At 44.4% G+C, this 15,257-nt stretch carries 11 protein-coding genes; 2 read left to right on the top strand and 9 right to left on the bottom strand.

Going from position 1 to position 15,257, the window contains the following annotated elements:
* Positions 1 to 6: 6 nt before the first annotated feature.
* The 8 genes from ACOSVQ_RS04280 to sixA form a co-directional block, all read right to left on the bottom strand.
* The gene (locus ACOSVQ_RS04280) at positions 7 to 2,241 is read right to left on the bottom strand and encodes a chemotaxis protein CheA (protein ID WP_491981335.1); all 2,235 of its coding nucleotides are present in this window, start codon (positions 2,239 to 2,241) and stop codon (positions 7 to 9) included.
* Between the two features lie 9 nt (positions 2,242 to 2,250).
* Positions 2,251 to 2,979: a protein phosphatase CheZ gene (locus ACOSVQ_RS04285; protein WP_491981336.1), complete on the bottom strand. Its 729-nt coding sequence runs from the start codon at positions 2,977 to 2,979 to the stop codon at positions 2,251 to 2,253.
* A 56-nt stretch (positions 2,980 to 3,035) separates the two neighbouring features.
* On the bottom strand, positions 3,036 to 3,404 hold the full coding sequence (gene cheY / locus ACOSVQ_RS04290; protein ID WP_167413010.1) for a chemotaxis response regulator CheY: 369 nt from the start codon (positions 3,402 to 3,404) through the stop codon (positions 3,036 to 3,038).
* A 45-nt stretch (positions 3,405 to 3,449) separates the two neighbouring features.
* Positions 3,450 to 4,184: an RNA polymerase sigma factor FliA gene (locus ACOSVQ_RS04295; RefSeq protein WP_491981337.1), complete on the bottom strand. Its 735-nt coding sequence runs from the start codon at positions 4,182 to 4,184 to the stop codon at positions 3,450 to 3,452.
* The gene (locus tag ACOSVQ_RS04300) at positions 4,177 to 5,064 is read right to left on the bottom strand and encodes a MinD/ParA family protein (RefSeq protein ID WP_491981338.1); all 888 of its coding nucleotides are present in this window, start codon (positions 5,062 to 5,064) and stop codon (positions 4,177 to 4,179) included. The genes ACOSVQ_RS04295 and ACOSVQ_RS04300 overlap by 8 nt, the downstream gene beginning before the upstream one ends.
* 13 nt (positions 5,065 to 5,077) lie before the next feature.
* Complete coding sequence (flhF, locus tag ACOSVQ_RS04305; protein ID WP_491981339.1) at positions 5,078 to 6,556, bottom strand: flagellar biosynthesis GTPase FlhF; 1,479 nt, start codon at positions 6,554 to 6,556, stop codon at positions 5,078 to 5,080.
* Positions 6,557 to 6,603: 47 nt separating this feature from the next.
* The gene (gene flhA / locus ACOSVQ_RS04310) at positions 6,604 to 8,700 is read right to left on the bottom strand and encodes a flagellar biosynthesis protein FlhA (RefSeq protein WP_491981340.1); all 2,097 of its coding nucleotides are present in this window, start codon (positions 8,698 to 8,700) and stop codon (positions 6,604 to 6,606) included.
* A 272-nt stretch (positions 8,701 to 8,972) separates the two neighbouring features.
* Complete coding sequence (gene sixA, locus ACOSVQ_RS04315; RefSeq protein WP_491981341.1) at positions 8,973 to 9,440, bottom strand: phosphohistidine phosphatase SixA; 468 nt, start codon at positions 9,438 to 9,440, stop codon at positions 8,973 to 8,975.
* 375 nt (positions 9,441 to 9,815) lie between these two features.
* Here sixA and ACOSVQ_RS04320 point away from each other — a divergent pair, with 375 nt between their 5' ends.
* Positions 9,816 to 12,593, top strand: a complete 2,778-nt coding sequence (locus ACOSVQ_RS04320) for an insulinase family protein (protein ID WP_491981342.1) — start codon at positions 9,816 to 9,818, stop codon at positions 12,591 to 12,593.
* 83 nt (positions 12,594 to 12,676) lie between these two features.
* Here the strand turns inward: ACOSVQ_RS04320 and ACOSVQ_RS04325 are convergent, their stop codons facing one another.
* Positions 12,677 to 13,270: a VOC family protein gene (locus ACOSVQ_RS04325; protein WP_491981343.1), complete on the bottom strand. Its 594-nt coding sequence runs from the start codon at positions 13,268 to 13,270 to the stop codon at positions 12,677 to 12,679.
* 224 nt (positions 13,271 to 13,494) lie between these two features.
* On the opposite strand from ACOSVQ_RS04325, the gene argS reads away from it, so the two are divergent.
* The gene (gene argS / locus ACOSVQ_RS04330; protein WP_491981344.1) at positions 13,495 to 15,228 is read left to right on the top strand and encodes an arginine--tRNA ligase; all 1,734 of its coding nucleotides are present in this window, start codon (positions 13,495 to 13,497) and stop codon (positions 15,226 to 15,228) included.
* Positions 15,229 to 15,257 lie beyond the last annotated feature (29 nt).

A 15,257-nucleotide genomic window follows, 5' to 3' on the forward strand; every position in this document is an offset into this window, starting at 1 on the left:
TCTTACTTAGACTCTTGAAGCCGCTGCGTAACGTTTTAGTAGATCTGGAACATCAAGAATCAAAGCAATATGGCCGTCACTGGTAATTGTTGCACCAGCCATACCTGGAGTACCTTGTAGTAACTTATCCAATGGCTTGATAACCACTTCTTCTTGGCCAATAAGAGTATCAACTACAAAACCAACACGTTGACTACCAAGCTGAACAATCACCACATGTCCGTGACCTTTACGAGCTTCTACTCGACCTGCTTGTGGTGCTAACCAGTTTTGCAGATAGAAAAGCGGGATCGATTTTTCGCGAACAATGATGGTCAACTGGCCATCAACAACGTTAGTTCTGCTCAAGTCTAAGTGGAAGATCTCGTTTACGCTTGCCAAAGGAAGTGCGAATGGATGCCCCGCAACACCAACCATAAGAGTTGGCAAAATTGCTAGGGTCAGCGGTACTTTAATCGTGATCTTAGTACCTTTACCCAATTCTGAATCGATGTCGATTGAGCCATTGAGTGTGTTAATTGCAGTCTTAACTACATCCATACCTACGCCTCGACCAGAGATGTCGGAGATTTTCTCTTTACTAGAGAAACCAGGCATAAAGATTAAGTTAAAACACTCTTTGTCTGTTAGACGAGAAGCGGCATCTTCATCCATCATTCCACGCTTAACAGCGATAGAGCGAAGTTTATGAGGATCCATACCAGCGCCATCATCAACGATAGCCAGTTCGATATGGTCACCTTCTTGTGAAGCAGAAAGAATCACTTTACCCGTAGGAGATTTACCGGACTTAGCACGCTCGTCTGGCATTTCAATACCGTGGTCAACAGAGTTACGCACCAAGTGAATCAAAGGATCCGCTAGTGCTTCAACCAAGTTTTTGTCTAGGTCTGTCTCTTCACCGCGCATTTCAAGAACGATGTCTTTGTCTAAGCTACGCGCTAAGTCACGAACTACGCGAGGGAAACGACCAAACACTTTCTTGATTGGCTGCATGCGCGTTTTCATTACTGCGCCTTGCAGATCGGCAGTGACAACATCGAGGTTCGCGACTGCTTTAGACATTTCTTCGTCGTTGCTATTTAAACCTAGACTGAGTAAGCGGTTACGAACTAATACTAGCTCGCCGACCATGTTCATAATGATATCTAGAGTTGAAGTATCAACACGTACGGTTGCTTCAGCTTGTGCCTGAGGCTTCTTAGCTGCTGCTACTTCGCGTTTTTCTTCCACTGGCTTAACTGCAGGAGCCGCAGGCTTTTCTGCTGCTGCCACTTTAGGTGCTGCTGCTTTTGGAGCTGCGACAGGTGCTGCTGGCTGTGGCTTAGCAACCGCTGGACGAGTTGCCATCTCTAATTCTTCAACAGATGGACCTTTTCCTGCACCGTGTAGTTCATCCAATAACTTTTCAAACTCTTCGTCAGTCATCAGATCGCCGTTTGCGCCAACCGCACTTGGTGCAGCTGGTTGAGCTGGTTTACTTGGTTCAACAGGTTTCGCTGGTGCTTGAGGAGCACTGCTATTGGTTGGACTCTTACCCTTACCATGAAGTTCATCAAGCAGCTTTTCGAACTCGTCGTCCGTAATATCGCCACTCAGTTCAGAACTTGCAGCGACGCTAGGTTGTGCAGGCTCAACTGCAGCTTCTGTCTTCGCTGTTGGACTATTGCCTTTGCCATGCAATTCATCCAACAGTTTTTCAAATTCGTCTTGGGTAATTTCGTCTATAGAGTCAGCTGATAGCTTACTTTCTTCAGGTTGAGATTGAACAGGAGCTTGAATCACTGGCTCTTCAATCACCACTTCTTCAACGATAGGTTCTTCTACGACAGCCGCAGGAGCATCTTCAGACTCTGGTTTACACAGATCATGTAGCTCATCAAGGAGTGCCGGATCAGCAGGAGTCAGTGGTTCACCATCTTGAACTGCACGGAACTGCTCATTCACCGTATCAAGTGAACGGAGCATAGTATCCATAAGACTTGGAGTAACACTGCGCTGACCGTTACGCAGAATATCGAACACGTTTTCTGCACCGTGACAGGTTTCAACCAGTTCAGTGAGCGACAGGAAGCCAGCACCACCTTTTACTGTGTGGAAGCCGCGGAAAATTGCGTTTAGCAGGTCTTTGTTTTCAGGGTCATTTTCTAACTCTACTAATTGCTCAGAAAGCAATTCGAGGATTTCACCTGCTTCAACCAAAAAGTCTTGAAGAATGTCTTCGTCTAAATCGTAGCTCATACGTTACCCCTAAAAACCAAGACTCGATAATAAATCGTCTACTTCGTCTTGAGATGCGACTGCGTCTACTCGTTCATGAGGATTCAGAATTGGTCCTTCCGCTTGAGTAGAAGCTTTTTTCTCGCTAACTATTTGTTGTTTCTGTTGTTCTGATTGTTCTTTACCAAACGCCGTCAAAATGTCGACTAAACGTTGTTCTACTTCGTTAACCAAAGTAATCACGCGGCGAATGATTTGACCGGTCAAATCTTGGAAGTCTTGCGCCATCAGTATTTCGGTAAGTTGACCACGCAACTCGCTACTGTCACCTTCAACTTGAGACAACAGATCGTCTACACGATGACACAACGCTTTGAATTCGTTGAATTCAATTTGACCACGCATGAGTTCGTTCCACTGAGGGCGAACAAGCAGTAATGTTTCATGTAAGCTGTCAGCAATAGGCATACAACGGTCAACGGCATCCATGGTTTTGTTTGCTGCAACTTCCGTTTTTTCTATTACGTAATTCAACCGAGTTCTTGCATCAGGAATTTCATCCTTTGCAATTTCTGTAATCCGATCGTCAATTTGGAACTGCTTCAGTGAATCATGCAGATCTCGGGTCAGTTCCCCGATCTCTTTAAACATCGGGTTACGTTCAGACTCAAAGATTCGCTTTAGAAGTAGATTCGCTTCGTCTTGCAATCCATTCTCTAGCAATTCAACGAGTTCTTTGGCTTTTTCTAATGAAATCATTCTGATATAGCCTTACACGCGTAATGAATAGAGCACCTTCGTCCTAGCAAAAGTGTTTATAGACGTTCGAATATTTTTTCTAATTTTTCTTTAAGAGTTGCAGCAGTAAATGGCTTAACAATGTAACCATTAACGCCAGCTTGAGCGGCTTCGATGATCTGTTCGCGTTTCGCTTCTGCAGTGATCATCAAAACAGGAAGATGCTTCAATTCAGCGTCTGAGCGAATATGTTTCAACAGATCGATACCCTGCATACCAGGCATGTTCCAGTCTGTTACAACAAAGTCAAACTCACCCTTTTTGAGCATTGGCAATGCCGTCAAACCATCGTCTGCTTCTTGTGTATTATTGAAGCCCAAATCACGAAGTAGATTCTTTACGATACGGCGCATTGTTGAAAAGTCATCAACAATAAGGATCTTCATGTTTTTATTCAAAATTGCCTCCACTGAGTTCGAAATCAGTGATATTTAGTCATTTTGTGTCCAAGAACTTAACTTTGTTCTTAGACGTTGCATAGATTGGCTTAGTATTTGGCTGACTCGAGACTCACTCACACCAATGACTTCACCAATTTCTTTCAAGTTTAACTCTTCATCATAATAGAGCGAAAGTACTAAGGCTTCACGCTCCGGAAGTGATTTTATTGACTCAACTAATGCTTTACGGAACGATTCATCAGCAACACCTTGGAATGGTGAGTTGTTCTCGTCATCATCCAGTGGGGAAATAGCGTCGTCCGAAACACCTAAGTCATCAATGCCAACAATTCGAGAGCAGTTAATATCACTTAACACCGTATGATACTGGTCAAGTGGCATGTTTAAATGCTTCGCGACTTCGGCATCGGTTGGATCTCGATTTAGTATTCCTTCTAATTCAGAGATCGCCTGGCTAATTTCTCGGTTGTGTCTATGAACCGAGCGCGGAACCCAGTCACCGCGTCGAATATCGTCGAGCATAGCTCCACGGATTCGAATTCCTGCATAAGTTTCAAAGCTGGCGCCTTTACTCCCATCGTAATTCTTTTGAGCTTCAAGTAGACCAATCATCCCGGCTTGGATTAAGTCGTCAATCAAAACGTTGGGCGGCAGGCGTCCAATCAAGTGATGTGCAATACGCTTAACCAATACAGAATATTGCTCAAGAAACAGCTGTTGGCTGTTCAAAGCTCCATATTGATTGTAAGTAAGCGCTTTATTCACCAAATGGTTCCTCTACTGTTTCTGATCGATTAAGTAGCCGCTCAACAAAAAATTCTAAATGACCACTCGGCGTTTTCGGTATCGGCCAGGTCGTTGCTTTGTTTGCCAGTGAGCTAATAGCCAAAGAAGCCGGTGAGCGTGGGAATGCATCCACCACGTTACGCTGTCTCTTCACTGCCTGACGAACATTATCGTCCAGAGGTATACATGCTACGAGTTCGAGACTCACATTCAAGAACCGTTCTGTGACTAATGTCAATTTAGCAAATAATTCTCGACCTTCACGATAACTTCTCACCATGTTTGCAACAATCTTAAATCGTCTAACTTGGTGTTCTCTGCTTAAAAGTTTGATCAACGCATATGCATCTGTGATTGAGGTTGGTTCATCACACACCACAACCACAACATCTTGAGCTGCGCGAGCAAAGCTGACAACCATATCAGAAATACCGGCCGCTGTATCGACTAAAAGCACGTCCATCTCTTCTTCCAGCGTACCAAACGCTCGAATTAAGCCCACATGTTGCGCATGTGATAGCTCTGTCATCGACTGAGTACCTGAAGTTGCCGGAATAATTTGAATTCCATATGGTCCTTCAGTTATAGCATCTTTAAGCTCACATTCACCAGCTAGCACGTGACCAAGGTTACGCTTAGGTCGAATGCCGAGCATTACGTCGATATTGGCAAGGCCTAGGTCCGCATCCAGAACCATGACTTTTTTACCTTCGCGAGCCATACAGATAGCCATGCCTAAGGTCACGTTTGATTTGCCCACACCACCTTTACCACCAGTCACGGTAATGACTTTAGTTAGTGATGGCTGAGATAAGCGACGTAAGCCGCTTGCTTGGTCATATATCATTTTATTCGTCATATCTGTACGCCGCCTAGAATCTCTCTGAATCACTATTCCAATAGTGAGGTTCATTTTCTGTCGACTTCTCTAGTAATTCGTTTGCCTTCGCCACCATATATTTAGGCTGAGCAAGCACAATATCTTCTGGAACACGCTGTCCATTTGCGATGTAAGCAACAGGTAATGAGTTTTGCACTACTACACTGACAAACTCACCTAAGCTCAAACATTCGTCGAGCTTAGTCATGATGCATCCAGAAAGAGGAATTCTTCTGAAGTGTTCGATGGTTTCCTGTAATACCTTTCTCTGCGCTGTCGCAGGTAGAACAAGGTAGCTATGAATCACTTCTCCACTCTCTTGCATCAAGGTATCTAGCTGTTCGGATAAACGAACATCACGTTGCCCCATACCAGCGGTATCGACCAAAACGAGTCGGCGATTTCTCAACTGATATATTACTTCGGCTAACTCTTTGGAATCTTTAGCGACTCTTACAGGACAACCCATAATTCTTCCGTAAATCGACAACTGTTCATGTGCGCCGATTCGGTAGGTATCTGTCGTAACAAGGGCTACGTTGTCTGAGCCAAACTCCATTGCAGCGCGTGCAGCGAGCTTAGCGACAGTCGTCGTTTTGCCTACACCAGTAGGGCCAAGCAGTGCAACAACACCACCACGTTTTAATATGTCCTGTTTCACCACTGGAATTTGGTCTGAAACCAAGCCTAACAAGGCTTTCCAAGCTTTAGGTGGTGGGGTATCTTCAGGAATATAACAAGCAAGTTGGTCAGCTAAATCGAGTGATACGCCCATACGTTCTAAGCGCTTAATCAGCATTGCTCGCAGTGGTTCACGACGTTCAACTTCTTGCCACATGAGTCCTGAAACTTGATGTTCTAAAAGACGACGGATTGAGGTCATCTCTTCGCGCATATTTTCTAAATCCTGCGCAGAAACTTTTGGCTCGTCAGGTTGATGGCGTTCAAAACGCGACGGATCTAAACGTGGTTTACGTTGTTCACGTTTCGCTTCTTCTTCCTCAGCCCAACGGCTCAGCTTAGATTGTTGCGAACTGGTATTTTCACGCTGACGTTGCAATAACGCAGATAAAGAATCTTCGTTTTCTGCTCGGGGATCGTCTTGCTCAGGCATAGTTCCATTACTGTATTGCTTGAGCATATTTGCAAAGCGTTGCGTCATAGAACGACCTTCCGCTGCACTCGCCTGTAAGCTGACACGATCTTCTTCCAGTTCACGACGAGCTGGCTGCCTTGTCAAAGACTGAGAAACCTGAGTGTTACTGAATCTTGGTTGGGAGCTGTAAGGTTGTTGAGTTCTCTGCTGTGATACAGCTGGAGCTGCGGATGGTTCGCCATCCACTGCCGCCACGATTTCGACACCACCAGCGACTTTTTTATTCGACATGATCACCGCATCCGCACCCAACTCTTCTTTCACTTGGAGCAGCGCTGTTTTCATGTCTTTGGCAAAAAATCGTTTTATTTTCAAAGCTGATATCCGTCTTTAACGTGAGGCGAACTAATTATCTACAACAGTTAATTACCCACCGCCTGCACAATTCGAATTTGTTTCTCGTCAGGTATCTCTTGGTACGAGAGGACACGCAAGTTAGGAATGGTATTCTTCACAAACTTAGCCAGTGTCGAGCGGAGAACACCTGAAGTGAGCAATACTGCTGGCTCACCTTTCAATTCTTGTTCTTGTGTTGCGTGGCTTAATGCCATCTGCAACCTTTCTGCAAGTCCCGGTTCAATACCCGCAGACTCGCCACCTGAAGCTTGCATGGTTTGATGCAATAATTGTTCCAATTCAGGTATCAATGTAATAACGGGTAGTTCAGGCTCTATACCATTGATTTCCTGAACGATTAGACGTTTCAACGATATGCGCACCGCGGCTGTAAGGATGTCAGGTTCTTGACTCTTACTTGCGTATTCAGAAAGCGTTTGAACGATAGTTCGAATGTCTCGAATTGGAATGGCTTCATTCAACAGGTTCTGTAGAACTTTAACCACCACACCAAGTGAAAGCTGGTCAGGTACAAATCCTTCCACCAATTTCGGCGTAGAACGTCCCAACATTTCAAGTAGGTTTTGAACTTCTTCGTGTCCAAGAAGCTGGGAAGCATTATTTGTTAACAGCTGACTGAGGTGTGTTGCCAGAACTGTCGATGAGTCAACTACGGTATAGCCCAGAGCCTGAGCATGTTCACGTTGATCCTCACGAATCCAAACAGCTTCTAGACCAAACGCAGGGTCAAACGTGCGCTCACCATCAATCATCCCATAAACCTGCCCTGGGTTTATGGCGAGTTCTTGATCTGGACGAATTTCGGCTTCACCAGCTGCAACACCCATCAGTGTTATACGGTAGCTATTTGGCGTCAGTTCTAGGTTGTCACGAATATGAACGGCTGGGATAAGGAATCCAAAGTCTTGCGACAGTTTCTTACGCACCCCTTTGACTCGCTCAAGCAGCTCGCCACCTTGGTCTCTATCAACCAGTGGAATCAGGCGATAGCCAACTTCTAAACCGATAATGTCGACAGGTTGTACATCATCCCACGAGAGCTCTTTCTGTGAAGGAGTATCACCATCCAATGTCGCTGGAAGATTGGTTTTTTCTTCTTTTGCCACTTTCTGCTTACGCTGAATCCAATACGCAGCGCCACCAGCAATACACGCCAACAGCAAGAACGAAAAATGTGGCATGCCCGGCACGATACCCATAACACCGAGTATCGCAGCAGTAATCATGAGTGCTTTCGGATTATCAAACAGTTGGAAGATAACCTGTTCACCCATATCTTCATCGGTATTTTGACGCGTTACCATAATCGCTGCGCCAATCGATAGTAAGAGCGATGGGATCTGAGCAACCAAGCCGTCACCGATAGTTAATAGGGTATAAATCTCAATGGCATCCCCGAAACTCAAACCATATTGAGCCATACCGATAGATAAACCACCGATGATGTTGATAAATAGGATAAGGATACCAGCGATGGCATCCCCTTTTACGAATTTAGAAGCACCGTCCATAGAACCGTAGAAATCCGCTTCTTTGGTCACTTCAAAACGACGAGTACGAGCTTGTTCTTGGTCGATTAGACCTGCGTTCAAGTCAGCATCAATCGCCATTTGTTTACCCGGCAAAGCATCCAAGGTAAAACGAGCGCTAACTTCTGAAATACGACCCGCACCTTTGGTAACAACCATAAAGTTGATGATCATCAGGATAAGGAACACCACCAAACCGACGGCATAGTTACCACCTATCACAACGCTACCGAAAGCTTCAATCACGTTACCAGCGGCATTTCCACCTTCATGGCCTTTCAGCAAAACCACACGTGTTGAAGCTACGTTCAACGCCAAGCGAAGCAAGGTTGCGATAAGAAGAACCGTTGGAAAAGCTGCGAAATCAAGTGGTCTACGGGTATAGACTGTAACCAATAACACTACCATTGCCAAAGCGATGTTGAAGGTAAAGAACAAGTCCAACAAAAACGCAGGAATGGGTAATACCACCATGCCCAATGTCGCAAGCACCATAATCGGCGCGCCAATCGCTGGCATGCTGCGTTGAGGGATGGAAGGTAATTTATCCGCAAATGGCAGAGTAAACTTCATAGGCCTATAAACTATTCGCTAATACTAAAATTCAGAATTCGGTTTGCAGCATTCAGTGTCTGTTTTACATATTACAAAGCGCTCGTAAAAATCACTAAATGACAATATTTTAGCCTGAGGATGCAATTTTTAGTCCATGCTGATGCGCCAATTTTATGGCTGCACTAACGACTTAAAATGCTAACGCACTGTTTGCACAAAAGAGAAAGAAAATATAGACGGGCGAATACAAAAAAGGCCACCTTGCGGCAGCCTTACAATGTTTCATTTTGTTATGGATGAATATTCCAAACAACTTCACCTTTTCGAGTTGCTGCATCATATTCAATGCAAACCAATCCCGACGTCGGAAACATGGGTGCAACCATGCCCGGAACAAATTCTGACACCAAATATCCCACCAGCGGCAGGTGAGATACTAGCAACACAGATTGCAGATTCTCCGACTCCACACAAGCCGACACGTATTCGAACACTTCTTCTGATTGGCCATAAGGCGTGATGTCCTCACACACTTCAACCATGTCTGCAGAAAAATGGCGAGAAATCTCTTGCCAAGTTTGTTGAGCACGCAAGTACGGGCTGACAAATACTTTGTCTATATGAGAGATATTTTTTTGAGTCACACCGGCTCTTGCAACAGCGACAGACTCATTCCGACCTCTATCCGTCAAGGCTCTCTCTGCATCACTTGCAGCATAATGCTGGGCTTCTCCGTGACGCATAATAAAAATTTTCATCTTTTTTACCTTAGTTTTAAATGCAGTCTGTTGCTGCTTGGCGGCGATTATAATCGTGTTTCACCCAACTTCGCGACCACTTTTGCAGCAATTTGTGAATCCCTTATATAAGGCAACTCTCATGCCACCTATCGGCTCTATATTGCTTTTCTAGCCTTGAGTTTGTTTTTCAAAGTCCGAAAATTAGCGTTAATTTCAAAACTATCAGTCTGTTAAAAAGCTGGTGAAAAGACTAAACTAACGGTGAGTCACAAAATGCTCCTTTTCTAAAAGCTCTCGTTTAAAAATATCTAGTTCATAAAAACCCGATCTCGTATTTGCGGTAAGTAGTATCAGCGCCATACTTAAGATCCCGTGCTACTTCGGAGATTCTCTGTGCACATAAGTCCTAATGATTCAAACCGCTATCGACACTTTACTCTGCCAAATGCGCTGAGAGTTTTGTTGATCCAAGATGAAAGTGCGCAAAAGTCTGCAGCGGCACTGGCGGTCAACGTAGGGCATTTTGACGATCCTATGGATAGGCAAGGTATGGCTCATTATCTTGAGCACATGTTGTTTCTGGGTACAAAGGCTTATCCGAAAGTTGGAGAATTTCAAAGTTTTATTAGCCAACATGGGGGCAGCAATAACGCTTGGACAGGGACAGAGCATACTTGCTATTTCTTCGACGTCACCACCAACGCGTTTGAAAAAGCACTCGACCGATTTAGTCAATTTTTTGCCGCGCCGCTATTTAATGAAGAGGCTTTGGATAAAGAGCGCCAAGCGGTCGATTCTGAATACAAGTTAAAACTGAACGACGACTCCCGCCGTCTCTATCAAGTTCAAAAAGAAACCATCAATCCGAATCATCCGTTTGCGAAGTTTTCCGTTGGCAACATGGACACTCTGGGCGATCGTGGCGGCAAATCAATACGCGATGAAATTATCGCTTTTCACTCCGAGCAATATTCATCTGACATCATGACTCTGACGCTAATGGGGCCGCAAAGTCTGGATGAGATGCAGCAATGGGTTAACGAAAAGTTTTCCAGTATTGAAAACAAGCACAGAAGAGGAAAAACAATTGCTCAGCCTTTTGTTACTCCAGAGCAAACGGGGATAACCATTCGTGTCGAGCCATTAAAAGAAATTCGTAAGCTTGTGATGAACTTTCCAATGCCTAATGTGGATGCTCATTACCCTTACAAACCATTGTCTTATTTCGCGCATTTAATCGGTTATGAAGGCGAAGGTAGCCTGTTACTTGCATTGAAAGACAAGGGATGGATCACTTCTTTATCTGCAGGTGGTGGTGCAAGTGGCAGCAACTATCGTGAGTTTTCCATCAGTTGTGCTCTGACTGCTAAAGGCCTGAAGAAGACCGACGAAATCATTCAGTCGCTATTCCAATATATCCGACTTATTGAAGAGCAAGGGTTGGATGAGTGGCGTTACCTCGAAAAACGAGCAGTTTTGGAATCGGCTTTTCGCTTTCAAGAGACCAATCGCCCAATGGATATTGTGAGCCATTTAGTCGTTAACATGCAGCATTACGCTGCGGAAGATACGATTTATGGTGATTACCTAATGAGAGGTTACGATGAGAGCTTATTAAGAAGTTTTCTCCCTTACCTTTCTCCCGATAATCTTCGAGTCACACTGATTGCTCAAGGGCAAAACTACGACCAAGAAGCTAACTGGTATTTTACGCCTTACTCGGTTGAAAAATTTACGGATGTCCAAGCCAGTATATACCGCGCAAATGATAAAACGTGGCCATTGACACTGCCGCCTAAAAACCCGTTCATTTGCTACGATCTCGACCCAAAACCTGTCGTAGATGCGCAGCCCAAGCCGCAAATTCTTCAAGATTTGCCCGGCTTCCGTTTATGGCATATGCAAGATGCAGAGTTCCGTGTACCAAAAGGGGTTATTTACATAGCTATCGATAGCCCTCATTCCGTAGCGAACGTACAAAACATTGTGAAAACACGCCTCTGTGTTGAAATGTTTTTGGATTCTCTAGCAAAAGAAACCTATCAAGCTGAAATCGCGGGCATGGGTTATAACATGTATGCCCATCAAGGTGGCGTAACCCTTTCCATCTCTGGATTTAGCCAAAAGCAGCCTCAATTAATGGAAATGATTTTGTGCAAATTTGCCGAGCGCAGTTTTAGCCCAAAACGTTTTGAGACCATCAAACAACAATTGTTACGTAATTGGCGTAATGCCGCTCACGATAAACCGATTTCACAATTGTTTAGCAACATGACGGGGTTACTGCAGCCAAATAACCCACCTTATCCGGCTTTGCTTGAAGCCTTAGAAACCATAGAAGTTGATGACTTAGCTGAATTTGTCGATTTAATTCTCGCCAATTTGCATGTCGAAATGTTTGTTTATGGTGACTGGCAAGAACAAGATGCTCATAACATGGCGGAAATGCTCAAAGATGCATTGAGAGTAAAAAACCAGACTTATGAAGAGTCACTAAGACCACTTGTCATGCTCGGTAACAGCGGCACTTTTCAACGCGAACTCAATTGTGACCAAGACGATTCTGCCGTAGTGGTGTATTACCAAAGTGAAGATACTGAGCCTCGCAATATCGCTCTTTTTTCACTGGCGAACCACTTAATGTCAGCGACCTTCTTCCATGAAATCCGTACCAAACAGCAATTGGGTTACATGGTAGGCACGGGCAATATGCCAATGAACCGTCATCCAGGGCTAGTGCTTTATGTACAGTCGCCAAACGCTGCACCAACGGATTTGGTTTACTCTATTGATGAGTTTCTAAATGCTTTCTACATGGTGCTTCTGGAACTTAATGAGTATGAGTGGCACAGCAGTAAAAGAGGTTTGTGGAATCAAATTGCAACGCCCGATCCGACACTCCGAACCAGAGCACAACGCTTATGGGTTGCTATAGGCAACAAAGACTGGAACTTCAATCAGCGAGAAATCGTACTGGACGAACTCAAACAGCTGAGCAGAACAGATATGATTCGTTTTGTAGTTAACACTCTTAAACCAAGAACAGCAAACCGATTGATCATGCATACATTGGGTAATGCTCATCAGGATTGCGAACCGTTGCACTTAGGTCTGGAAATTGGCTCAACCGAAGAATTTCAACTCAGACCAAAAGCGTATGACATCGGTTAATATCAGTAAAAATTAGACAGGAGTTGCTATTCGAATACAGAGTAACAAACTCCTGTCTGTATCTTTATCGGAAATACTGCCGACTAGAACTCTGATTCAATGATCGTTTTCAACGAGTGTGGATGGACTTTAATACACACGCCTTGCCACTTGAACGCTACCGTTGGGTTATTCAAACGTTCACCCTCGCCTTTAGGGCTTGATAGCTTCACTTTTATTCCTTTGTCAGCAAGATCTCCCCAGCTAGATGCTAGGGTTGGGAACAACTGTTTCAAGTACTCTAAATACTCATCCGCAGTTTGTGCTTCAGAAGGAATCACAAACTCAACATGTTCCCAACTTTGCTCAGGATAAATTTTACCTTCTGCAGGATAAGGCAGTTCCAAACACTCAATTTGCCAAGCGTTCGCAACCAAAGGCTCGTTAAACGCGATAACAATAATCGGACGACCGTTAATCTGTGTTTGCGAAATCACTTCACCTTCTTGAGCCCAAGCTTGATGCACCAATTTTGCCAACCCCAACTCGTTAATCCGCATGGCAATATGATCAAGTTGATAGACCGATAAATCTATCTGCAATACAGCCGTTAGTTGCTGTATTTTTTCGATAAAATTTTCTAAGTTTTGTTTCATCTGGTTAGGATGAAGACCTGCATCTAGCAATGGCTGAAGCATTTTACGCGTCCAAAATAATGATTTTTCACCGATACTATCAAAAGCGCGCGGAAAAGTAGTAAATTTCCCAATTTCTTCCCTATAAGCGCGCTAATAAAATTGCTATTATGTGCGCCAATTTATGAACTAGATCAAGATATGCATTCACTACTGTTTGGTATTTGTTAACCTTTTAGTGATTTTTATGCATACGCAACCAATTCCCAGAATTGAAGGACACCCGAGTGAATATTCAAGCACTGATTAATGACAAAGTATCTCAGGCTCTTGAAGCCGCTGGCGCACCAGCAGGAAGCCCTGCTGCCGTTCGCCAATCTGCAAAGGCACAGTTTGGCGATTACCAAGCCAACGGAGTAATGGGCGTTGCTAAACAGTTAGGTACAAATCCGCGAGAATTCGCACAAAAAGTCTTGGATGTTCTCGATCTCGACGGTATCGCAAGCAAAACCGAAATTGCTGGCCCTGGTTTCATCAACATTTTCCTAAGCGAAGAGTTCCTAGCAGCACAAGCTGAAGCGGCACTCGCTGATGAGCGTCTAGGTGTGGCTGTTGAAGCACAACAAACTATCGTTGCAGACTACTCAGCGCCAAACGTTGCAAAAGAAATGCACGTAGGTCACCTACGTTCAACCATCATTGGTGATGCTGTCGTTCGTACTCTTGAATTCTTAGGCCATAAAGTTATCCGTGCTAACCACATCGGTGACTGGGGTACTCAGTTCGGTATGCTTATCGCAAACCTTGAGCGTATCCAACAGGAATCGGGTGAAGTATCAATGGAGCTTTCTGACCTAGAAGGTTTCTACCGTGAATCGAAAAAGCTTTACGACGAAGACGAAGAGTTCGCTGTAAAAGCTCGTGGCTACGTGGTGAAACTTCAAGGTGGCGACCAGTTCTGTCTAGATATGTGGAAGAAACTGGTTGACGTAACTATGGTTCAAAACCAGCGTAACTACGATCGTCTAAACGTCTCTCTTACTCGTAACGATGTAATGGGCGAAAGCATGTACAACGACATGCTGCCAACTATCGTTGCTGACCTGAAAGAAAAAGGTTTGGCACAAGAAGACGACGGCGCTCAAGTTGTGTTCCTAGACGAATACAAAAACAAAGATGGTGAGCCAATGGGCGTTATCATCCAAAAGCGTGACGGCGGTTTCCTTTACACCACAACAGATATCGCATGTGCTAAATACCGTTACGAAACTCTAGGTGCTGACCGTGTGCTGTACTTCATCGATTCACGTCAACATCAACACTTGATGCAAGCTTGGACGATTGTTCGCAAAGCCGGTTACATCCCTGAAGAAGTTTCTTTAGAGCACCACGCATTCGGTATGATGTTAGGTAAAGATGGTCGTCCGTTTAAAACTCGTGCTGGTGGTACAGTGCGTCTTGCTGATCTGCTTGATGAAGCTGAAGAACGTGCAGCAACGTTGATTGATTCTAAGAACCCTGAGCTATCAAGCGAAGAGAAAGCAGAGATCGCGACTACAGTTGCAATGGCAGCGGTTAAATACGCAGACCTATCTAAACACCGTACTACTGACTACGTGTTTGACTGGGACAACATGCTAGCTTTCGAAGGCAACACTGCACCATACATGCAATATGCTTACACTCGTGTTGCTTCTATCTTCGCCAAAGCAGGCTTGTCGATGGATGAACTGAGTGGCGATATCAAAGTTACTGACGAAAAAGAAAAAGCACTGATCGCTAAACTACTTCAATTCGAAGAAGCAGTACAAGCGGTAGCTCGTGAAGGTCAACCACACATCATGTGTAGCTACCTATTCGAGCTTGCAGGTCAGTTCTCTAGTTTCTATGAAGCATGCCCAATCCTAGTGGCTGAAGATGAGCAAGTGAAACAAAGCCGTTTGAAACTGGCTGCACTTACAGCGAAAACCATCAAACAAGGTTTGTCACTGCTAGGTATCAATACTCTAGAGCGCATGTAATACAGCAAGTTAATACAAGCAAATTGAAA

The sequence above is a fragment of the Vibrio sp. HM8-C genome, assembly GCF_058630515.1.

Coding starts and splice junctions, on each gene's coding strand:
- ACOSVQ_RS04285 (WP_491981336.1), bottom strand. CDS start 2,979: ATGATTTCATTAGAAAAAGCCAAAGAACTCGTTGAATTGCTAGAGAAT.
- ACOSVQ_RS04300 (WP_491981338.1), bottom strand. CDS start 5,064: ATGACGAATAAAATGATATATGACCAAGCAAGCGGCTTACGTCGCTTA.
- ACOSVQ_RS04325 (WP_491981343.1), bottom strand. CDS start 13,270: ATGCTTCAGCCATTGCTAGATGCAGGTCTTCATCCTAACCAGATGAAA.
- sixA (WP_491981341.1), bottom strand. CDS start 9,440: ATGAAAATTTTTATTATGCGTCACGGAGAAGCCCAGCATTATGCTGCA.
- ACOSVQ_RS04280 (WP_491981335.1), bottom strand. CDS start 2,241: ATGAGCTACGATTTAGACGAAGACATTCTTCAAGACTTTTTGGTTGAA.
- cheY (WP_167413010.1), bottom strand. CDS start 3,404: ATGAAGATCCTTATTGTTGATGACTTTTCAACAATGCGCCGTATCGTA.
- flhA (WP_491981340.1), bottom strand. CDS start 8,700: ATGAAGTTTACTCTGCCATTTGCGGATAAATTACCTTCCATCCCTCAA.